This is a genomic window from Nocardioides xinjiangensis (assembly GCF_017916455.1).
Lineage (GTDB): Bacteria > Actinomycetota > Actinomycetes > Propionibacteriales > Nocardioidaceae > Nocardioides > Nocardioides xinjiangensis.
This window is the reverse complement of record NZ_JAFMSY010000001.1, coordinates 1,298,758-1,318,963: the sequence shown is the minus strand read 5'-3', so window position 1 is coordinate 1,318,963 and position 20,206 is coordinate 1,298,758. Positions and strand designations below refer to the sequence as shown.

Here is a 20,206-nt window from a genome sequence, read left to right as displayed (position 1 = left end):
GAGGACCGTGGGGGCATGCCCGAGCCCGAGCCCCGCTCCGCCTCCGCCTCGCTGCGGCACGCCCGGCGGCGCCGCGCCGAGCGCGCCGCCAGCCGACAGGGAGGCGCGCTCTCCCGGAGCCAGCTCTACGCCGCCGGGTTCACGCGCGCGGAGGTGAGGGCCAACGTGAGGGCGCGACGCTGGCAGCGGGTGGGACGGCACGTCGTCGTCGTGCACAACGGTCCGCTGGCCGAAGAGACGGTGCTGTGGGCCGCCCAGCTCTCGGGAGGACCGCGCGCGCGGCTCGACGGGGCGTCGTCACTGGTCGCGAGCGGCCTGACGGGCTTCACCGTCGAGCGCCACCGGGTGTCGGTCCCGAGAGGAGCGAGGGTGTTCCGTGACGAGCTCGTCGACGTACGCCAGACCCGAAGGTGGCGCGACGACGACCTCGCGCCCGGCCCCGGCCCGGCCCGCACGCGGACCGAGGTCGCAGCAGTACGAGCCGCGCTGTGGGCGAGGAGCGACCGCCAGGCCGCACTGCTGCTGACGATGGCGGTGCAGCAGGGCGTCGCGTCGGCCGAGCTCGTGGCCCGCGCGCTGCTGCGGGTGAAGAGGGATCGTCGACTGGCGCTCGTCACCGACGTCGTGACCGACCTGCTCGGTGGCGTCCGCAGCCTCGCCGAGCTCGACTTCGCCCGCGCGTGCCGCGACCGAGGGCTGCCCGAACCGTCCCGCCAGGCAGTACGGCGAGGGCCGGACGGCCGCTACTACCTCGACGTCCTCTGGGAGGAGTGGGGCGTCGTCGTCGAGGTCGACGGCATCCAGCACGTCCTCGCCGACCACGTCGTCGCCGACGCGCTCCGGCACAACGACGTCACCCTGGTCAACCTCACCGTCCTCCGGCTGCCCGTCCTCGGACTCCGTGTGGCGGCGGACGAGTTCTTCGCGCAGATCGAGCGCGCCCTCGTGGACGCCGGATGGTCCGGCCTTGGTCCCGCGGCCTGACCGGACGGCGTACGCCCTCGAGCTGCAGCCGGCGAGAGGCCGCCGGCGCCAAGTTGACGCCCCGGACGTCATACGGACCTGCACCTATAGGGACGACTTCGTATGACGCTGCGTCGTTGGCGCCCCGAGCGTCATACGGACCCGCACCTATAGCAACGGCTTGGTATGACGCTGCGTTGCCCGCGCCCCGAGCGTCATACGGACCCGCACCTATAGCAACGGCTTCGCATGACGCTCGCCGGCGCTCCGAGCCCGGCGCCCCAAGCCCGACGCCGCCCCGCGCGTCATACGGACCCGCACCTATAGCGTCGGCTTCGTATGACGCTGGCCGGCGCCGCCGGAACGACGCCGCGAAGACCCTCCGGCGACCCTCGGACGCCCGAGGACCCCGGGCCGCGAGGTCAGGGGAGGAAGATCCGCGCGACCCAGTAGCAGACCGCCGCGGCGAAGGCAGCGGCCGGGAAGGTCAGCACCCACGCCGTCAGGATCGACTTCGCCACGCCCCAGCGGACCGCCGAGAGCCGCTTGGTCGCGCCGACGCCCATGACCGCCGAGGTGATGGTGTGCGTGGTCGAGATCGGGGCGTGGAAGGCGTACGCGGTCGTGTAGAGCACCGAGGCCGCGACCGCCTCGGCGGCGAAACCGCGCGGCGGGTCGAGGTGGATGATGCGCCGGCCGAGCGTGCGCATGATGCGCCAGCCGCCGGAGTAGGTGCCGGCGGAGATGGCGGCCGCGGCGGCGAAGATGACCCAGAGCGGCAGCGGGTCGGACTCCGCGACGTAGCCACCGGCGAGCAGCGCCAGGAAGATGACGCCCATCGTCTTCTGCGCGTCCTGGAGGCCGTGACCCAGCGCCATGGCGGCGGCCGAGATGGTCTGCGCCACCTTGAACCCGCGGTTGGCGCGGCCGGGGTTGGCGTTGCGGAACGCCCACATGATCAGGACCATCAGGGCGAAGCCGAGGCTGAAGGCGACCAGCGGCGAGAGGAACATCGGGATGACGACCTTCTCGAGCACGACGTCCCAGTTCGCGGTCGCGCCGGCCGCGACGGCCGAGCCGACCAGGCCGCCGATGAGCGCGTGCGAGGAGGACGACGGCAGGCCGTAGTACCAGGTGATGAGGTTCCACGTGATGGCGCCGAGGAGGCCGCACATGACGATCACCAGCCCGTGGCTGCCCGTCCCCGGGTCGATCGTGTCGGACACCGTGGTGGCGACCTCCTGCCCGAGGAAGGCGCCGACGAAGTTCATGACCGCGGCCATCGCCAGGGCGACCCGCGGCTTGAGGGCGCCCGTCGAGACGGACGTGGCGATCGCGTTGGCGGCGTCGTGGAAGCCGTTGGTGTAGTCGAACACCAGGGCGACGACGACCACCGCGAGAATGATCCCGATCTCCATCAGGGTCAGGACTCCTTGACGGCGATCTGCTCCACGATGTTGGCGACCTTCTCGAAGGCGTCGATCGCCCCCTCGAGGGACTCCACGACGTCCTTCAGCTTCAGGACCTCCAGCGCCTCGTACTCGCCGCTGAAGAGGTTGGCCAGGATCCGGCGGAACGCCTTGTCCCCGGTGTTCTCGAGCCGGTTGATCTCGATCCAGTACTCGTCGAGCGAGCTCATCGACTCCAGCGACGGCATGGCGGCAGCGGTGAGCTCGGCGCAGCGCTGCAGCACCTCCACCTGCTGGGTCGTCTCCGCGGGCAGCGAGGTGACCTCGTAGAGCAGCACCAGGTCGACGGCCTCGTCCATCATGTCCATGACGTCGTCGAGCGCCGACGCGAGGGAGTAGATGTCCTCCCGGTCGAACGGGGTGACGAAGGTGCTGTTGACCCGGCGCACGATCGAGTGGGTGGTCTCGTCGGCAGCGTGCTCGGCCTCACGCATGCGCTGCGCGATCTCGGCCTTCGAGTTGCCGGCCGACAGCATCTCGCTGAGCAGCTGGGCGCCGACGACGAGGTGGTTGGCGGCCTCACTGAAGAGGTCGTAGAACGAGCTGTCGACAGGGCGGAACTTCAAACGCACGGCGAACTCCGAACGGGGGGCGGATGAACCGTGCCTCATGCTAGGGGGTCGACGGCCCAACGACGCAAGTTCGGGTGCCTCCGCGCACGCTCGTGTGACGGAGCGCTCAGCGCCGCCGGCTGCGCTGGCGGACGATGAGCTCGTCGTGGAGGTGACGCTCGCCGTGCCGCAGCTGCCACTCGCCGTCTGGCCCCAGCTCCCACGCGGTCGTCCGCTCGTCGAGCGCGAGGTCCAGCAGCGCGTCGACCTCCTCGACGACGTGCGGGTCGCGCAGGCGTACGAGCACCTCGACGCGGCGGTCGAGGTTGCGGTGCATCATGTCCGCCGACCCGATCCAGGCCGCGGGGTCGCCGCCGTTGTCGAACCAGAAGATGCGGCTGTGCTCGAGGAAGCGACCGAGGATCGAGCGCACGCGGATGGTCTCCGACAGCCCGGGTACGCCGGGGCGCAGGGCGCAGATGCCGCGGATCAGCATCTCGACGCGCACGCCCTCCTGCGAGGCGAGGTAGAGCGCGTCGATCACCGCCTCGTCGACCGCCGAGTTCGCCTTGATCCGGATGCCGGCGGGTCGCCCCGCCTGGTGGTGGGCGATCTCCTGGTGGATCTGCGCGATGAGGCCCTCGCGGACGCTGTGCGGCGCGACGAGGAGGTGGTCGTAGGTGCGGTTGCGGCTGATGCCGGACAGGTTGTTGAACAGCAGCGCGACGTCCTCGCCGATCTCCTGGTTGGCGGTCAGCAAGCCCAGGTCCTCGTAGACGCGGGCGGTCTTCGGGTTGTAGTTGCCGGTGCCGAGGTGGACGTAGCGCCGGATCCCCTCGGGCTCGTCGCGCACCACCATCGACAGCTTGCAGTGGGTCTTCAGCCCGACCAGCCCGTAGACGACGTGGCAGCCGGCCTGCTCGAGCTTGCGTGCCCAGCGGATGTTGGCCTGCTCGTCGAAGCGCGCCTTGATCTCCACGATCACCAAGACCTGCTTGCCCGCCTCGGCGGCGTCGATGAGCGCCTCGATGATCGGGCTGTCGCCGGAGGTGCGGTACAGCGTCTGCTTGATCGCCAGCACGTGCGGGTCGGCGGCCGCCTGCTCGAGGAAGCGCTGCACCGACGTGGCGAAGGAGTCGTAGGGGTGGTGCAGCAGCACGTCGTGCCGCCCGACCGAGTCGAAGACGTCGACCGGCGAGGACGACTCCACCTCCGCCAGGCTGGGGTGGGTCGACGGCAGGAAGGCGGCGTACTTGAGGTCGTCGCGCGGCAGGTCGGCGATGGAGTGCAGCCCGGTGAGGTCGAGCGGACCGGGAAGCGACACGACCTCGTCGCGGCCGACGCCGAGCTCGGAGACCAGCAGGTCGAGCACCTTGGGGTCCATCGACTGCTCGACCTCGAGCCGGACGGGGGGACCGAAGCGGCGTCGCTGCAGCTCCTTCTCCAGCGCCTTCAGCAGGTTCTCGGCGTCGTCCTCCTCGACCTCGAGGTCCTCGTTGCGGGTGACACGGAACGTGTGCGAGCCGATGACCTCCATCCCCGGGAAGAGCTTCTTGAGGTGCTCGCCGATGACGTCCTCGATCGGCACGAAGCGCTGGTTGCCCAGGCCGACGAAGCGGCCGAAGGTCGGCGGCACCTTGACCCGGGCGAAGTGCTCGGTGCCGGTCTTGGGGTGGCGTACGACGACCGCGAGGTTGAGCGACAGGCCGGAGATGTAGGGGAACGGGTGGGCCGGGTCGACCGCGAGGGGGGTCAGGACCGGGAAGATCCGCTCCTTGAAGAGCTTCTTGCAGACCTTCTGCTCCTCCCGGTTCAGCTCGTCCCAGCGCACGATCTCGATGCCCTGCTCGCTGAGCTCGGGCAGGAGGTCGACGAACGCCTGGGCGTGGCGCTCCATGAGCTCCCGGCTACCCGTCCACAGCTGGATCAGCTGCTGGCGCGGCATGAGCCCGCTCGCCGCGCGCACGGCGACGCCCGCGGCGATCCGGCGCTTGAGTCCGGCGACGCGGACCATGAAGAACTCGTCGAGGTTGCTGGCGAAGATCGCGAGGAACCGGGCCCGCTCCAGCAGCGGCAGGATGGGGTCCTCGGCGAGCTCGAGGACGCGCTGGTTGAAGCGCACCCACGAGGTCTCGCGGTCGATGAACCGGTCCTCGAACTTCTGCACCGCCTCGATCGCCGCGGCGTCGGGTGTGTAGGGCGGCTCGACGTCGAAGGTGTCGCTCGGGTGCCCGAACGGCTCGGCGACCGGCCCTTCCTCGACCGACGGGGAGGCAGCGCTGGTGAGGGTGGCCGGGTCGGTCATGCCTTCCAGTGTGGCACCGCTTGGTGAACGCCGGGTGACGTCCGCCTCAGTACACCAGCGCCTGCACGCCCTCACCCAGCACCTGCTCGGCGAACACCGCGGCGCCGGCGATCGTGACGCCGTCGCGCAGGTCGCCGGCGACGATGCCGCGACGCGCAGCGCACTGCGAGCAGACCGTGACCGACCCAGACGCCAGCACGGCCTGCATCAGCTGGTCGAGAGGCGTGGCGAGGTCGAGGTTGAACTCCTCGGCCCGGCCGGGCACCCCGAACCAGGCGGCCTGCCCGGTGAGCCAGAGCGAGACCTCCGCACTGGACGCCGCGGCCGCCGCGGCGACCGTGAACCCCTGGTTGCAGCGCTCGGCGTCCTCGGCCCCGCAGGTGACCTTCACGACCAGTGATCGAGCCATGCCGGCAGCCTAAGCGGGCGGACTAGAGTCGACCCATGCCCTTCGAGCTGCCCGACAACCTGCATCCCAACTGCGGCCCCGTCGCCTGGTTGCTCGGCACGTGGCGCGGCAACGGCCACGGGGCGTACCCGACCATCGAGTCGTTCCAGTTCGGCCAGGAGCTGATCTTCACCCACGACGGCCGCCCGTTCTTCCACTACATGTCGCGTGCCTGGGTCGTCGACGAGCAGGGGGAGTTCGTCCGCGAGGGCGCGATGGAGACGGGGTTCCTGAGGTGCCCCGAGCCCGGCAAGGTCGAGCTCCTCCTCGCGCACAACACCGGCATCTCGGAGATCTGGTACGGCGCGGCCGAAGGCGGCCGGATCGAGCTGCACACCGCGGGTGTCTCCTACACCGAGACGGCCAAGGAGGTCACGGCCGGGTCGCGCATGTACGGCAACGTCGAGGGTGACCTGCTGTACGCCAACGACCTCGCAGCCGCTGGCCAGGAGCTCCAGCCGCACACGTGGGCCCGGCTCCAGCGGGCCTGACGCCATGAGGACCATCCCATGAGCGACGACCTCGCCCAGCGGCTGCGCGAGCAGGGGTTGCGGCTCACCCCGCAGCGCCAGCTGATCCTCCGGGCGGTCGAGGAGCTGCGGCACGCGACGCCCGACGAGGTGCTCGCACACGTCCGCGACCAGGTGAGCTCGGTCAACGCCTCCACGGTCTACCGCACCCTGGAGGTGCTCGAGGAGCTCGGCCTGGTCCGGCACACCCACCTCAGCGACCGCGCGCCGACGTACCACTCCACCGACGAGCACGAGCACGTGCACGTCGTGTGCCGCCGCTGCCACGCCGTGCGCTCCTACGACCCCGGGCTCGTGCAGCCGCTCGTCGCGGCGCTGGCCGACGACGGCTTCGTGGTCGACGTGGGCCACCTCGCGATCTTCGGCACCTGCGCGGACTGCTCCGCCGCGGACGAGCAGCCACGGCCGACCTAGACTCGGGGCATGGCCAGCCCCCTCCTCGCCCTCCCGGGAGCCGTCGCCGGCGACGGCATCGACGCGCCGGTGGCCGCGCACTACGGCTCGTTCAACACCGAGCAGCGCAGCCTCGCCCGGGGCGACGGCTTCGTGGACCTCTCGCACCGCGACGTGTTCCGCGTGGCGGGGCCCGACCGGCTCTCGTGGCTGCACAGCCTCACGACCCAGTACTTCGACGGGCTCGCGCCCGGCACCTGGACGCAGGCCCTCGTGCTGAGCCCGCAGGGCCACGTCGAGCACGCCTTCACCGGCGTCGACGACGGCGAGGCGTTCACCGCGCACACCGAGCCCGGCGCGGCGCCGGCCCTGGTGCAGTGGCTGGAGCGGATGAAGTTCATGACCCGCGTCGAGGTCTCGCTGGTCGAGGACCTCGCGGTGATGTGGCGCCCGGGGGAGGGCAGCGGTCGCCACGACCTGGTCCCGCGCGAGCGGCTGGAGGCGTACGCCGAGGCGGCCGGGCCCGCCGCCGGCCTGTGGGCGTACGAGGCGCTGCGCATCGAGCGCGGCGAGCCGCGGTTCGGCATCGACACCGACCACCGCACGATCCCCAACGAGGTCGGCTGGATCGGTGCGGCCGTCCACCTCGACAAGGGCTGCTACCGCGGCCAGGAGACCGTCGCGCGCGTCCACACGCTCGGCCGGCCCCCACGGCGGCTGGTGCTGCTGCACCTCGACGGCTCGGAGAACCGGCTGCCCGTCGCGGGCTCGCCCGTCTCGCACGACGGCCGTGACCTCGGGTTCGTCGGGTCGAGCGCCCGTCACCACGAGCTCGGCCCCATCGCGCTGGCGCTGGTCAAGCGCAACGTCCCGGTCGACGCGCCCCTCGTCGTCGACGGGATGCCCGCCGCCCAGGAGGTCGTCGTCGACCCCGAGGTCGGCCTGCACGTGCGCCCCCTCCGCTGAGGTCGCGCCTGCGTCATGCGATCCGGCACCTATAGGTGCGCCTTCGCATGACGCAGGCCGCGCGCGCGCCGGTGCGGGCGTCGTGCGGACCCGCACCTATACGTACGCCTTCGCATGACGCGGGCCCCGGGCCGGCGGGGGCGTCATACGAACCCGCACCTATACGTACGCCTTCGCATGACGCAGTCCGCGCGCCGGCGCGGGCGTCATACGGACCGGCACCTATACGTACGCCTTCGCATGACGCAGGCTCCGGGTGCGCGCCGGCGCGAGCGTCATACGAACCCGCACCTATACGTACGCCTTCGCATGACGCAGCGACCGTCAGCGACACGTAGCGGCGGGCGGCGACAGGAGCGACGCCAGCGGCACCAGTCAGCGGCGCCGGTACTGCACGTGCGTGTCGGCGTCCGCGTGGCCGAACCCCAGCCCCGAGTAGACCGCGACGGCTCGGGCGTTGTCGGACTCGACGTAGAGCAGCACCTCGTCGACCCCCAGCCCGGCGAGGTGGTGCAGCCCGGCGAGGGTCAGCACCTTGCCGAGCCCGCGTCCCTGCGCCGCCGGCGCCACCCCCACGACGTAGACCTCGCCGTGGCGCGCGTCGTGCTGCTTGGTCCAGTGGAAGCCGAGCATCCCGGAGTCGTCCTCTGCCACGAGCAGCCCCGCCGGGTCGAACCACGGCTCGGCCATCCGGCGGGCGAGGTTGTCCTCGTCCATCGCGCCCTGCTCGGGGTGGTGGGCGAACGCCGCGGCGTTGACCGCGACGACGTCGGCGGCGTCGGTGTCCCGGTACGACCGGATCCTCACGCCCGACGGCGTCACGAGCGGCGGGAGCGGCAACGACGCCGCTCGACGCATCACCCAGAGGTCACGCACCCGGTCCCACCCGTGCCGGTCCGCGAGCCGGGCGGCGCCCGGGTGGTCGCCGTGCGACCAGGCGGTCAGCGCGCCGTCGTACGACGCCTCGGCGCGGGTGAGCAGGGCGCCGCCCGTCCCGCGGCGGCGCGCCGACGGGCGCACCACGAGCGCCAGGTCGCCGTCGTGGAGCAGCGTGAACCCGTCGTCCTCGAGGCCGACCTCGGCGACGCCGTCGGCCAGCGCGATGCGGGCCGCCTCGTCGAGGGGGTCGGCGCCGTCGGCGGCCGCGGCCTCTCCGGCGATCTGCAGCACCCGGTCGACGACGTCCATGTCGCGACCCTAGCGAGCCCGGTGTCCGACGCGAGCCGGAGCCCGAGCCGGACCCAGCCGGACCCGGACCGGACCCGGGTTCAGGACGAGGCGGACTCGGTCTCCGCGCCGGCGGAGTCGCGCGTGGGCACGACGAAGCGGTAGCCGACGTTGCGGACCGTGCCGATGTGGTGCTCGTGCTCGGTGCCGAGCTTGGCGCGCAGGCGGCGCACGTGGACGTCGACGGTGCGGGTGCCGCCGAAGTAGTCGTACCCCCACACCTCCTGCAGCAGCTGCTCACGGCTGAAGACCCGGCCCGGGTGCTGCGCGAGGTACTTGAGGAGCTCGAACTCCTTGTAGGTGAGGTCGAGCGCGCGGCCGCCGATCCGCGCCGTGTAGGTCGCGTCGTCGACGACCACCTCGCCGCGGTGGATGACGTGGGCCGACGGGTCGTCGGGTGCGGCGGCGCTCGCCCGGCCGATCGCGAGGCGGATCCGGGCGTCGAGCTCGGCGGGCCCGCACGTGTGCAGCACCACGTCGTCCATGCCCCAGTCGTGGGCCACGACGGCGAGGCCGCCCTCGGTGACCACCAGGAGGACCGGCGCGTCCGCACCGGTGGTGCGGATCAGGCGGCAGAGGTCGCGCGCGGCGGCGAGGTCCTGGCGGCCGTCGACGAGGACCAGGTCGGACTCCGGGGCGTCGAGCAGCGCGCTGCCCTGGGCCGGGACGATCTTCACGGTGTGGGCCAGCAGGGCGAGGCCCGGCAGCACCTCGGCCGAGGGCTGGAGCGCGCTGGTGAGCAGCAGCAGTGCGCTCATGCGGACCCTCCTCGTTCGCCGGGCCGACCGGTGACCAGCCGGGAATGGTGAAGGATAGTCCGCATGAGCGACCCCACGGACCGGGACCGGAGGCGTGAGACAGCGATCACCGTGCGCTACTGGGCGGGTGCCCGGGCTGCGGCCGGGACCGCGGAGGACGTGTTCGACGTCGCCGGGACCGAGCTGACCCTGGCCGACGTGGTCGACCTGGTCCTCGAGCGTCACCCCGGCGACCGCATGGCACGCACCGTCGCCGTCTGCTCGGTGCTCCTCGGCGAGCAGCCGGTCGGGTCGCGCGACCCGGGTGCGGTCGTCGTGCCGCCGGGGACGGTGGTGGAGCTGCTGCCGCCCTTCGCGGGCGGCTGAGCGAGCGTCCCCGCCGAGCGGCAGGAGGCGCCGCCGCGTCGCGAGTTCCGGAGCCTGCTCCGAACCGGGACGCAGTCGTGCGGAACAACTGCTGCACCCACGACGTTCGTCGGGTGTGACCACAGGAGCCTGGATCGCCGTCGCCGCCGTCGTGCTGACGGTCGGCCTCGGCCTGTGGCGCAACGCGACGGACGGCCGCTTCCGCCCGCGCCGCGCGGTGGGTGCTGCAGCCGCGCCCGGCGCGGGGGACTCGCCGGCACCGGCCCACCTGCGGGAGGTGGAGCACGGGAAGGACCCGGACGACGTGGCGGCGCCTCCGCCCGCCGACGTGCCGCCCGGCGCGGACGTCGCCGCCGTCGTCGGTCAGCAGCTGGGCGAGCGGGCCACCCTGCTGCAGTTCTCGAGCGCCTTCTGCGCGCCGTGCCGCGCCACCCGGCGCGTGCTGGAGGACGTCTCGCGGCTCGTCCCCGGGGTCACCCACGTCGAGGTCGACGCCGAGCAGCACCTCGACGCCACGCGGGCCTTCGGCATCCTGCGCACGCCGACCACCCTCGTCCTCGACGGGTCGGGCGCCGAGGTGACCCGCGCGACCGGCGCACCCACCCGCGACCAGGTCCTGACGGCTCTGGCCCGCGTGCCGTCTCAAGATCCGGATGCGTCGACCACATCGTGAGACCACGGCGCGAGCGGCTCGCAGGACCGCCTACTGTCGTGGTCATGTCCTCGACCATGCTCACCCGGCGCCGCGCAGTGGACCACTGCCGCGTGCGCTCGGCGCTGTGTCGAATGTCGTAGCGGTCCCGCCGCTCGCCTGAGCCCGACGTCCTCCCGCCACGGGACCGTGCTCGTCGGTGGGACCCGCCCTGGCCTGCGCCCCTGTGCGCCCGGCCTCGTGCGGCGCCGACATCCCAGGAGAGACATGACCACCACCGCCACACCGCGCTCCGCAGCGGGCGCGTCCCGTCCGGACGGGGGCATCGACCCCCGCGGGCCCCAGCTCGCCGCCGCCCTGACCTCGGTCGTCCTGCTCGCCGTGCTCCTGCTCCCGTCGCCGTACGACGTGGTGCTGCTCGCCGCGCAGGCAGGGGCCTTCGCCTCCGGCGCCGTGCGCGGCGTGCAGGCCACGCCGCAGGCGTGGCTCTTCCGCACGCTCGTCCGCCCGCGACTGGCCCCGCCCAGCGAGTGGGAGGCGCCGGAGCCGCCCCGCTTCGCGCAGGCGGTCGGCCTCGGGTTCGCCCTCGTGGGCCTGCTCGCGCTCCTGGCCGGTGCCACCGTGGTCGGCCAGGTCGCGGTCGGCCTCGCGCTGGTGGCCGCCCTCCTCAACGCCGCCTTCGGGCTCTGCCTGGGCTGCGAGGCCTACCTCCTGATCCGCCGGGCCACGGCCCGACGCATCGCCTCCTGACAGCACGTCACGTCCGACCCAGCACCCTCCACCGCACCGCACCCCGACTGTTCACCACCAGCAAGGAGCACACCAACCATGAGCCGCGAGAACTCGCTCGTCACCGCCCAGTGGGTCGAGGACAACCTCGACACCGACGGCGTCGTCCTCATCGAGGTCGACGAGGACACCACCGCCTACGACAAGGGCCACATCCGGGGAGCGATCAAGCTCGACTGGACCACCGACCTCCAGGACCAGGTCCGCCGCGACTTCGTCAACAAGGAGCAGTTCGAGGCGCTGCTGTCCGAGCGCGGCGTCTCCAACGACGACACGGTCGTCCTCTACGGCGGCAACAACAACTGGTTCGCCGCCTACGCCTACTGGTACTTCAAGCTCTACGGCCACCAGGACGTCAAGCTCCTCGACGGCGGCCGCAAGAAGTGGGAGCTCGACTCCCGCGAGCTGACGGCCGAGGTGCCGACCCGCGAGAAGACGTCGTACACCGCGACCGAGCAGGACCACTCCATCCGCGCGTTCCGCGACGAGGCCGTCGCCGCCATCGGCGTGAAGAACCTGGTCGACGTCCGCAGCCCCGACGAGTACGCCGGCCGGCTGCTGGCCCCGGCGCACCTCCCGCAGGAGCAGGCGCAGCGCGCCGGCCACGTGCCGACCTCGATCAACGTGCCGTGGAGCAAGGCGGCCAACGACGACGGGACCTTCAAGTCCGACGAGGAGCTGCGCCAGATCTACGCCGACGCCGGCCTCGACGACACGAAGGAGACCATCGCCCTGTGCCGCATCGGCGAGCGCTCCTCGCACACCTGGTTCGTGCTCAAGGAGCTCCTCGGTCACGAGAACGTGAAGAACTACGACGGCTCGTGGACCGAGTACGGCTCGCTGGTCGGCGTCCCGGTCGCCCTCGGCGACGAGCCGGGTGAAGCCTGATGTGCGGCGCGACCGAGGGCGGCCTGTCGCTCGACGGGGTGAACGTCGCCAAGGAGGCCGTCATCCAGGGCCAGGTCCTGCGCGGCGGCGCGGCCGGGGGCGAGCCCGTCCCCAACGCGTACGTCCGGCTCCTCGACCGCAGCGGTGAGTTCACCGCCGAGGTCCCGACCTCGGCGACGGGGCACTTCCGCTTCTTCGCCGGCGACGGGGAGTGGACCCTGCGGACCCTCGCTCCCAAGGCGCAGCCGGTCGACACCCGGGTCGTCGCCGCGACCGGGTCGGTGGCCGAGGTGCAGGTGCTCGTCACCGCCTAGCCGCCGGCCGAGCAGCACTGGTCTGGACACCCGAGATCACCCCGGACGCCCGAGTCCGGGGTGATCTCCTCATTTTCACCACTGATCGGCCACAGGGCCGGACGGCGGCATGGACCCACCCCTACGGTGGAGGTTCGCACCATGTCGTCGGAAGGGGCAGAGGTGGTCGTGCCCGACAGTCGGGTCTCCCTCGCCGACGACCTCTGGCGGCTCACCATGGAGCACTCGCCGGTGGGAATGGCCATCGTCTCCCTGGCCGGCGGCGTCGTCACCGCCAACGGCGCGCTCTGCGACATGCTGGGCTACGAGCCCGACGAGCTGGCGACGCTCACCCTGTCCGACATCACCCACCCCGACGACCTGGCCGACGACCTGCGGCTGGTCGACCGGACGCTCGCGGGCGAGATCGGCTCCTACCGGATCACCAAGCGCTACGTCCGCTCCGACGGGCGCATCGTCGTCGGCGACCTCTCCGTCGCCCTGCTCCGCGACGCCGGCGGTGCGCCGGTCCACTTCGTCTCCCAGGTCGCCGACCTCACCGAGCGTCAGGCCTTCGTGGAGCGGCTGGACGCCGCTGAGAGCGCCGCCGAGACCGAGCGGCGCAAGGCGCACGCCATCTTCGAGGGCGTGTCGGTCGGGCTCCTGCAGGTCGACACCCGCGGTCGCTACCTCGCCTGCAACGACCGGCTCCGAGACTTCCTCGCCCTGGCCTTCCCGTCGGGACACCGCGGCCTCGCCGGCCAGGCGGGCTTCACCTACAGCGCCGACCAGCGGCACGTCCTGGCGCCGCGCGACATGCCCTCGGCGCGCGCCGCCCGGGGCGAGGAGTTCGACGACCTGCGCGTGTGGGTCGGCAAGGACCCGGCCGCGCGCCGCGCCCTCTCCGTCTCCTCGCGGGCCGTGGTCGACCGCGCCGGGACGGCCTCGGGTGCCGTGCTGGCCTACCACGACGTCACCGATCTCGTCCGCGCGCTCAACGTCAAGGACGAGTTCGTGGCCACCGTGTCGCACGAGCTGCGGACGCCGTTGACGTCCGCCCTGGCCTACCTCGAGCTGCTCGACGAGTCCAGCGACGTCAGTCGCCAGGACCAGCAGCAGGTCAACGCCGTGCGCCGCAACGTGCTCCGGCTGTCCCACCTCGTCGCGGACCTGCTCTACAGCACGCGCGCCTCGGCCGGGTCCGCGCTCGTCGACCGCTACCCCGTCGACCTCGCGTCGGTGCTCGACCAGGCCGTCGACGCAGCACAGCTCGACGCGGCGCACCGGGGCGTACGCATCACCTGCCGCCGCCCGGCGTCGCTGGCCCTCGTCGCGGACGGCATGCGGCTGCGCCAGGTCCTCGACAACCTGCTCGCCAACGCGATCGCCTACAGCCCGCCCGGCGGGACCGTGGCGGTCGACCTCGTCCGGGACGGGGCGCACGCCGTGGTGACGGTCGCCGACCACGGTCCGGGGATGGACGACGACGAGGTCGGCGAGGTCTTCGAGCGCTTCTTCCGCGGCCGCAACGCCCGCCGGCTCCGGGTCCCCGGGGCGGGCCTGGGGCTGCACAACGTACGGACGATCATCGAGGCCCATGGCGGCGAGGTGCGCTTCGAGAGCGCCCCCGGGGCCGGCACCTGCGTCCGCGTGCTCCTGCCCGGCGGCCACGACTGACCCGCCGGTCCGAGGCTTGCCCGTCGTCCCGCGGACGTGCTGGGACCCCCCGCCGCGGGCGGGGGGTCCGAGCGGCAACCGGGTGGGGTCCGGTGCAGGTCTCGCAGGGGGGAGCCTGCGAGGTCGCCCACCCGACGCCGAGGCCATTTGCCAGGGGGCTTGCCCAAGTTTGCCAAAGGCGGCGACACTCGGCATCTGTTTTGACAAGATTTCTGCTGGACCGGCTCGGGACGCCCGCCAACCCCACTCAGCACTCACCCCTGGAGACACCATGAACCGCGCCACCCGCCTCTTCGTCGCCGCCGTCGCCCTCGTCAGCGTGGCCGGCCTCGCCGCGCCCGCCGAGGCGGCGCAGGTCCGTACGACGACCCGCACCGTGTGGTGCTGCTGACCCTCTAGCGCTCGGCCGGCCCTCGCGTCCGGCTGACGCCGACTCAGCTGCGGGCGAGCGTGGTGGACGCCACGCGCGCCCGCAGCCCGGTGGAGACCGCCGCGCGCCGGTAGGCGTCCATGGCGGCCTCGGCCATGCCGACGCTCGAGAGCAGGTCGGCGAGGTCGAACCACAGCTGGGCGGCGCTCTGGTCGGCGCCGATGGCCGACAACCGGTGCACCGCCCGCTGGTAGGCCTGCGCGGCGAGGTCTGCCTCGCCCTCCGCTGCCAGGGTCCTGCCCTCGAGGACCAGCGCCTCGGCCTCGGCCAGGGGCGCGTGCCCGTCGGCGGTGGCGTGCACCTGCGCGATCAGCTCGCGACAGGTCGACGGGTCGCCGGCGAGGAACGCCACGCGCGCGAGGCCGAGCAGCGTCCACGCGCGGTCCACCGGCGTGCCGCTGCTCCACTCGAGCTCGGCGGCCGCCTGCTCGAGGTTCGTGCGCGCCTCGTCGATCGCGGGCGGGTCGAGCTCGAGCTGCAGCCGGCCCACCTCGGTGCGCAGGCGGGCGAGGTTGCGGGCGTCGCGGCCCTCGCTCAGCAGCGCCAACGCGCGCTCGGCGAGGGGGACCGCGGCGGTGACGTCGCCGCGCCTGGCCTGCATGGCGCTCGCGTTCCAGTAGGCCGAGGCGCGCGCCTGGGCCGACCCGAGCGACTCCGCGCGGGTGATGGCCTTGCGGCACATGCGGACGGCGTGGCCGGTGTCGCCGCGCTCGAAGTGGGCCGCGGCCATGGTGACGGCGAGCTGCACGGCCTCGTCGCACGCGTCGAGCCCGGCCTCCTCGACGTAGGCCATCACCCGCTGGCCGCACTCGATCGCGCGGCCCAGGTCGCCCGTCTCGCGGTAGATGCGGCTGAGGGCGATGCCGGCGCGGATCCGCGTGAGCCCGTCGGCCTCGCCGTCGTCGACCAGCGACTCGAGCTCGACGATCGCGTCGTCCTCGCGGTTGGTCGCCTCGAGAGCGCGCGCGTGCAGGAGCCGCGCGCGATCGCGCATGCCCTCGACCCGTGAGGTCTGCAGCTGCTCGAGGGCGGACGTGAGGTGCCTCTCGGCGTCCTCGGGCTGGCCGGACTCCAGGGACAGCTCGGCGTAGTCGAGCGCGAGCCGGATCTCGTCGACCGCGTGGCGGTCGGGCTCGCCGAGCAGCGACTCGACCGTGACGTCGAGCCGTTCGGCCAGCGCGACCAGCAGCGGGTACGTCGGCCCGCGGTGCCCGGCCTCGATGCGGGAGAGGTAGGCGACCGACATGATCGTCCGGGCGACCTCACCCTGCGTGAGTCCGCGAGCGAGGCGTGCCGCGCGCAGGCGACGGCCCAGTGCCTTCCGGTCGGTGTGCTCCAGCAGCTCGGCGTGACGCGAGTCCATCCGGACATTGTGGTGCACGTCTTGCCACGACGGTGTCGATTTCGGGCAAGATCTCGCGCAACTGGTTAGCCGCAGCAACTCACTTGCGTCGGCGCCCGGCGGACTCGCCGCTGGGACGCTCCTCGAGCGCCGCCTCGGGTGCGTAGCCGTACCCGTAGCCGTACCCGTATCCCGAGCCGTAGTCGCCGCGACCCTTCTTCGGCACCATGTTGAACACCGCGCCGAGCGTATGGGCGCCCACGGCTGTCAAGCGCTCGCGGGCGGCGGCGAGCTGCTCCCGGGTGGTCTTCCCGTGCCGGACCACCACGACGGCTCCGTCCACCTGCGACGCGATCAACGCCGCGTCGGTGACGGGGAGCAGGGGCGGCGCGTCGATGACGATGACGTCGTACGCCGCGCGCAGCTCCCCGAGCACGACGGCCATCGCCCGCGACTGCAGCAGCTCGGCCGGGTTGGGTGGTACCGGTCCTGAGGGCAGGACGTGCAGCCCGGAGCTGTGGGCCAGCACGACGTCCGAGACCGCCACCTTGCCCACCAGGGCCGTCGTGAGACCTATCGTGCCGTCGAGGTTCAGCAGGGCCGCGGCTTGTGGCCGGCGCAGGTCGCTGTCGACGAGAAGCACGCGCTCGCCGGCCTGGTGCAAGGCCAGGGCGATGTTGACCGCCGTCGTGGACTTGCCCTCTCCGGGCAGGGCGCTGGTGAAGACGATCGCCTTGGACGTCGCGTCGATGTCGACGAACGACAGGTTGGTCCGCAGCACCCGGAAGGCCTCGGCGCGCGGCTCGTGCGAAGTGAGCTGCGTGACCAGCGGGCGCTTGGCCACCTCGGGGTCGAAGGCGATCGTCCCGAGGATCGGCGCGTCGAGTGCGTTGGTGAGGTCGTCGGCCGACTTCGTGCTCGTGTCGAGCAGCTCGCGCACCACGGCTAGCCCGACGCCGAGCAGAAGTCCGAGCACCAGCGCCAGGCTGAGGTTGCGCACGGGGTTGGGGGAGATCGGTCCACCGGGCAGCGAGGCCGCGTCGACGATCGTGCCCTTGAGGACCGGTCTGCTCTGACCGGGAGGGGTCTCCAGCTCGGCCACGAGGGCGACCAGCTCCTCCCCGTAGGTCTGGGTGAGCTGCTGGGCGACCTCCGGGTCGGGGTCGGTGACCGAGATGCTCAGCAGGACGGTGTCCGGCGAGGCCTGAGCGGTGACCTTGGCGGCCAGCTCCTTGGGCGACAGCGAGCTGCCGGTCGCGGACACCACGCGCGTGGCAAGCTCGGTGCCGGTGGCCAGGTCGGCGTACGACGCCAGTCGCTGGCTGCTGAACAGGTTGCCCTGGTAGGCCTCGGCCGACGACGAGGCGCTCGTCGAGATGAAGAGCTGGGTGGTGGACTGATACTGCGGGGTGGTCCGCCAGGTGACCAGCGCTGCTGCGACGACGACCAGGAGGACCGTTGCCATCACAAGGCGCCAACGGCGCCGCAGGATGCGCAGGTAGTCGGCCAGCTCCACGATTCTCCATCCCCCAGCGGTCGACGAGCAGCGGCCAGTCTCAGCCACGGCGGGCGCGCAGGGCAACTTGGCCGAATGTTGACGGTCATTGCCCGTCCCGTGGACGTCTCGGTTACGGTGTGCCTCGTTGACTCGTCAAGGAGATCGGGCGCAGTCGTCTGGGGCCGAACACGCAGGGGGCGGTTCCACTCTCAGACCTATGGAAGGGTCTTCCGCATGAAGAAGATGGCCGTCGCTGCTGCGACCACCACCATTGCCGCTCTCGGTTCGCTCGTCGTCGCGCCCGCGGCGCAGGCGGACCCCTACCCGCGCTCCATCGACACCGAGTGCGTTGCTGTCGCCGCCGACACCACGGTCGGCCCCGGCGACACGGTCAAGATCAAGTTCAAGTGGACCGCCGACGGCAACATCACGCCCAAGGGTCGTGTGGAGTACGTCGTGAGGCGGGTGCGCACCGGCGTGGTCGAGACCGGTTCCTTCTGGAGCGGCGCGGCCAACAAGGCCCAGACGAAGAACTTCTCGTTCGAGCGCAAGGGCAACTACTACGTCGAGTTCGACACCGCCGCGAAGAGCACCTCGGTCTTCCGCAACTGCTCCGCCTCGACCGCCAAGATCAAGGTGCGCAACCGCTTCTGATCGCGGCCTTCAGCATCAAGTCGGCCTGCTGCCCACTGGCGTCGCCAGTGGGCAGCAGTCTCGTTCAGGGAGTGTGTTGGTGTGACCGTGACCTCTCGGGAGCGCAACGAACGAGCCGTCCGGCGTCGTTGGCGCTGGCCCGCGCTCGGCGTCGCCGTGGTGCTGGGCCTCGCGGCGGCGTGGGCAGGCTGGACGGTCTGGCAGGCGCAGCGCGACATCAGCGCTGCGCGTACGGCCGCTGTCGGTCTGCCCGCGGCGCTCACGCGGGGCGGCGGCGAGCCCGCCCGGCTGGCCGATGACCTCCAGCAGCACGCCTCCGCTGCGGAGAAGCGCACTTCCGGCGCCACCTGGCGCGTGCTGAGCGCCGTCCCGGTGGTCGGTGACGACTTCGGGGCTGCCGCGCACGCGGCTCGGGCCGTCGACGTCCTGGCCCGCGAGGCCGTCGACCCGCTGGTGGCCAGCGGCCTGAGCGCGAAGACCTTCGCCCCGCGCAACGGACGGCTGCCCGTCGGAAGGATCGCGGACGCCGCGCAACCGCTGGCCGCAGCCCGGCGGGGCTTCGAGGCGGCGCGCGCCGAGCTCGAGCCCATCGAGGTGGACCGACTGGCGCGGGAGCTCCGCCCGGACTTCGAGACCCTCATCGAACAGGTGGACGACGGCGTTCGGACGCTCGACGGCGCCACCCGCGCGGCCGAGGTGCTGCCGACCATGCTCGGGTCCGACAGCGCCCGGGACTACCTCCTGGTCTTCCAGAACAACGCCGAGCCGCGCTCGCTGGGCGGCATGCCGGGACTCATGGCGCCGCTGCGGGCGGACATGGGCGCGGTCACGCTAGGTGACACCGTCGCGACCAGCACGTTCGGTGAGCTGGACGAGCCGGTTCTGCCCCTGACCGAGGAGGAGCAGGGGATCTGGCACGACCAGCCCGGGACGTGGTTCCAGGACGCCGTCTTCATCCCGGACTTCGAGCGAGCCGCCCAGCTCATGGCCGCGCGCTGGGAGCTCGAGACCGGGGCGTCCGTCGACGGCGTCCTGTCCGTCGACCCGGTGGCGATGTCCTACCTGCTCGAGGCGACCGGGCCGATCGCGATCGACGGCCGCGAGCTGACGAGCGACAACTTCGTCGATGAGATGCTGCACCAGCCCTACCTCCGCTACCAGGACGACCCGGCCGCAGAGGACGCCTTCTTCTCCGGCGTGCTGACTACCCTCTTCGATCGCATCCTGGGTGCCGGCACCGACCCGTCCGCCCTGGTCAGCGCTCTGTCGCGAGGTGCCGAGGAGGGTCGGCTGCTCGTGCGCTCCTCCGACCCCGCCGACCAGGAGGCATTCGCCGGCACGCGCATCGCGGGCGAGTTCCCGCACGGCAGCGAGGGACCCGCGCAGGCCGCGGCCTACGTCAACGACGCCACCGGCTCGAAGATGGGATACTTCCTCGACTACGACGCCCGCATCAGCAGCGTGTCGTGCGCCGCGGACGTGATCGGCTTCAACGGCACGCTCCGAATCCAGTCCAGGGCTCCCGCGGATGCCGCGTCGCTGCCGCCGACGGTCACGGGTCCGGGCAGCTACGGCGTGGCCCGGGGCGACCACCTCAACGTCTTCGACTTGGTGGCGCCCACCGGCGGCGAGATCACCGACGTGACCGTCAACGGCGTGAAGTCGCGGGGGACCAACCGGACCTTCCGGGGACGCCCGGTGGTGTCGGTGCCGATCCTGCTCACTCCCGGCGACGTGGTCACCTTGACCTGGCGGGCGACGTCCGGGCCCGGTCACTCGGGCGGCGTCGAGTTCATCAGCACGCCCGGTGTGCACCACGGAGGAGCCGAGCAGTTCGTGCCTGCACCGTGCCGGGTCGATGAACAGTGAGCGCACCCACCGCAAAGAACGTCTCGTTTAATCGTCAAGTTCCGGATGTCAAGGGCGATCTGACGTAGGGTGGGTATTGCCTGCCGGTGGGTTTGCGGCGGGGTTCGAGGCCGTCGTGGGGGCGGCCGTTCGCATGCT

20 protein-coding genes are annotated in these 20,206 nt (G+C 72.1%); 12 read left to right on the top strand and 8 right to left on the bottom strand.

Going from position 1 to position 20,206, the window contains the following annotated elements; all coding sequences use genetic code 11:
• Positions 1–15 precede the first annotated feature (15 nt).
• Positions 16–984 carry a PDDEXK family nuclease gene (locus J3P38_RS06285; RefSeq protein ID WP_210503010.1) on the top strand — a complete coding sequence of 323 codons (969 nt, stop codon included), beginning with the start codon at positions 16–18 and terminating at the stop codon, positions 982–984.
• A 401-nt stretch (positions 985–1,385) separates the two neighbouring features.
• On the opposite strand, the gene J3P38_RS06280 is transcribed toward J3P38_RS06285, so the two are convergent.
• The 4 genes from J3P38_RS06280 to J3P38_RS06265 all read right to left on the bottom strand — a co-directional run bounded on the left by J3P38_RS06280 (position 1,386) and on the right by J3P38_RS06265 (position 5,697).
• The gene (locus tag J3P38_RS06280) at positions 1,386–2,381 is read right to left on the bottom strand and encodes an inorganic phosphate transporter (RefSeq protein WP_210438975.1); all 996 of its coding nucleotides are present in this window, start codon (positions 2,379–2,381) and stop codon (positions 1,386–1,388) included.
• Positions 2,382–2,386: 5 nt separating this feature from the next.
• Positions 2,387–3,004, bottom strand: a complete 618-nt coding sequence (locus J3P38_RS06275; RefSeq protein ID WP_210438974.1) for a DUF47 domain-containing protein — start codon at positions 3,002–3,004, stop codon at positions 2,387–2,389.
• A gap of 106 nt (positions 3,005–3,110) precedes the next feature.
• The gene (locus J3P38_RS06270) at positions 3,111–5,288 is read right to left on the bottom strand and encodes an RNA degradosome polyphosphate kinase (protein WP_210503009.1); all 2,178 of its coding nucleotides are present in this window, start codon (positions 5,286–5,288) and stop codon (positions 3,111–3,113) included.
• A 46-nt stretch (positions 5,289–5,334) separates the two neighbouring features.
• Positions 5,335–5,697, bottom strand: a complete 363-nt coding sequence (locus J3P38_RS06265; protein WP_210503008.1) for a DsrE family protein — start codon at positions 5,695–5,697, stop codon at positions 5,335–5,337.
• Between the two features lie 35 nt (positions 5,698–5,732).
• Here J3P38_RS06265 and J3P38_RS06260 point away from each other — a divergent pair, with 35 nt between their 5' ends.
• From J3P38_RS06260 to ygfZ, 3 genes are read left to right on the top strand one after another with little or no spacing between them, the layout of a single operon-like run.
• A complete protein-coding gene (locus J3P38_RS06260; protein ID WP_210503007.1) occupies positions 5,733–6,227 on the top strand; it encodes an FABP family protein in 495 nt (164 codons plus the stop codon).
• An 18-nt stretch (positions 6,228–6,245) separates the two neighbouring features.
• Positions 6,246–6,680: a Fur family transcriptional regulator gene (locus J3P38_RS06255; protein WP_210438970.1), complete on the top strand. Its 435-nt coding sequence runs from the start codon at positions 6,246–6,248 to the stop codon at positions 6,678–6,680.
• A gap of 9 nt (positions 6,681–6,689) precedes the next feature.
• Entirely contained in the window at positions 6,690–7,625 is a 936-nt protein-coding gene (gene ygfZ / locus J3P38_RS06250) for a CAF17-like 4Fe-4S cluster assembly/insertion protein YgfZ (RefSeq protein WP_210503006.1), read from the top strand.
• A gap of 375 nt (positions 7,626–8,000) precedes the next feature.
• Here the strand turns inward: ygfZ and mshD are convergent, their stop codons facing one another.
• Together mshD and J3P38_RS06240 are read right to left on the bottom strand one after the other, a co-directional pair.
• On the bottom strand, positions 8,001–8,813 hold the full coding sequence (gene mshD, locus J3P38_RS06245) for a mycothiol synthase (protein ID WP_210503005.1): 813 nt from the start codon (positions 8,811–8,813) through the stop codon (positions 8,001–8,003).
• 80 nt (positions 8,814–8,893) lie between these two features.
• The gene (locus J3P38_RS06240) at positions 8,894–9,610 is read right to left on the bottom strand and encodes a winged helix-turn-helix transcriptional regulator (protein WP_210438967.1); all 717 of its coding nucleotides are present in this window, start codon (positions 9,608–9,610) and stop codon (positions 8,894–8,896) included.
• 63 nt (positions 9,611–9,673) lie between these two features.
• On the opposite strand from J3P38_RS06240, the gene J3P38_RS06235 reads away from it, so the two are divergent.
• The 6 genes from J3P38_RS06235 to J3P38_RS06210 all read left to right on the top strand — a co-directional run bounded on the left by J3P38_RS06235 (position 9,674) and on the right by J3P38_RS06210 (position 14,275).
• Positions 9,674–9,976: a ubiquitin family protein gene (locus J3P38_RS06235; RefSeq protein ID WP_210438966.1), complete on the top strand. Its 303-nt coding sequence runs from the start codon at positions 9,674–9,676 to the stop codon at positions 9,974–9,976.
• A 115-nt stretch (positions 9,977–10,091) separates the two neighbouring features.
• The gene (locus J3P38_RS06230; RefSeq protein ID WP_210503004.1) at positions 10,092–10,649 is read left to right on the top strand and encodes a thioredoxin family protein; all 558 of its coding nucleotides are present in this window, start codon (positions 10,092–10,094) and stop codon (positions 10,647–10,649) included.
• A gap of 246 nt (positions 10,650–10,895) precedes the next feature.
• Positions 10,896–11,378 (top strand): DUF4395 domain-containing protein, encoded by a 483-nt coding sequence (locus J3P38_RS06225; RefSeq protein WP_210503003.1) that lies wholly within the window; start codon positions 10,896–10,898, stop codon positions 11,376–11,378.
• A 78-nt stretch (positions 11,379–11,456) separates the two neighbouring features.
• Positions 11,457–12,305 carry a sulfurtransferase gene (locus J3P38_RS06220; protein WP_210438963.1) on the top strand — a complete coding sequence of 283 codons (849 nt, stop codon included), beginning with the start codon at positions 11,457–11,459 and terminating at the stop codon, positions 12,303–12,305.
• Complete coding sequence (locus tag J3P38_RS06215; protein ID WP_210438962.1) at positions 12,305–12,619, top strand: DUF1416 domain-containing protein; 315 nt, start codon at positions 12,305–12,307, stop codon at positions 12,617–12,619. The genes J3P38_RS06220 and J3P38_RS06215 overlap by 1 nt, the downstream gene beginning before the upstream one ends.
• Positions 12,620–12,760: 141 nt before the next feature.
• Positions 12,761–14,275 (top strand): sensor histidine kinase, encoded by a 1,515-nt coding sequence (locus J3P38_RS06210; RefSeq protein WP_210503002.1) that lies wholly within the window; start codon positions 12,761–12,763, stop codon positions 14,273–14,275.
• Between the two features lie 434 nt (positions 14,276–14,709).
• Here J3P38_RS06210 and J3P38_RS06205 read toward each other — a convergent pair whose 3' ends face one another.
• Both J3P38_RS06205 and J3P38_RS06200 read right to left on the bottom strand, forming a co-directional pair.
• Positions 14,710–16,068: a helix-turn-helix domain-containing protein gene (locus tag J3P38_RS06205; RefSeq protein ID WP_210503001.1), complete on the bottom strand. Its 1,359-nt coding sequence runs from the start codon at positions 16,066–16,068 to the stop codon at positions 14,710–14,712.
• Between the two features lie 79 nt (positions 16,069–16,147).
• Positions 16,148–17,512, bottom strand: a complete 1,365-nt coding sequence (locus tag J3P38_RS06200) for a polysaccharide biosynthesis tyrosine autokinase (RefSeq protein ID WP_246855635.1) — start codon at positions 17,510–17,512, stop codon at positions 16,148–16,150.
• 267 nt (positions 17,513–17,779) lie between these two features.
• On the opposite strand from J3P38_RS06200, the gene J3P38_RS06195 reads away from it, so the two are divergent.
• Positions 17,780–18,199, top strand: coding sequence for a hypothetical protein (locus J3P38_RS06195; RefSeq protein WP_210438958.1), 420 nt, complete (start codon positions 17,780–17,782; stop codon positions 18,197–18,199).
• Positions 18,200–18,280: 81 nt separating this feature from the next.
• Positions 18,281–20,068, top strand: coding sequence for a DUF4012 domain-containing protein (locus J3P38_RS18315; RefSeq protein WP_210502999.1), 1,788 nt, complete (start codon positions 18,281–18,283; stop codon positions 20,066–20,068).
• Positions 20,069–20,206 lie beyond the last annotated feature (138 nt).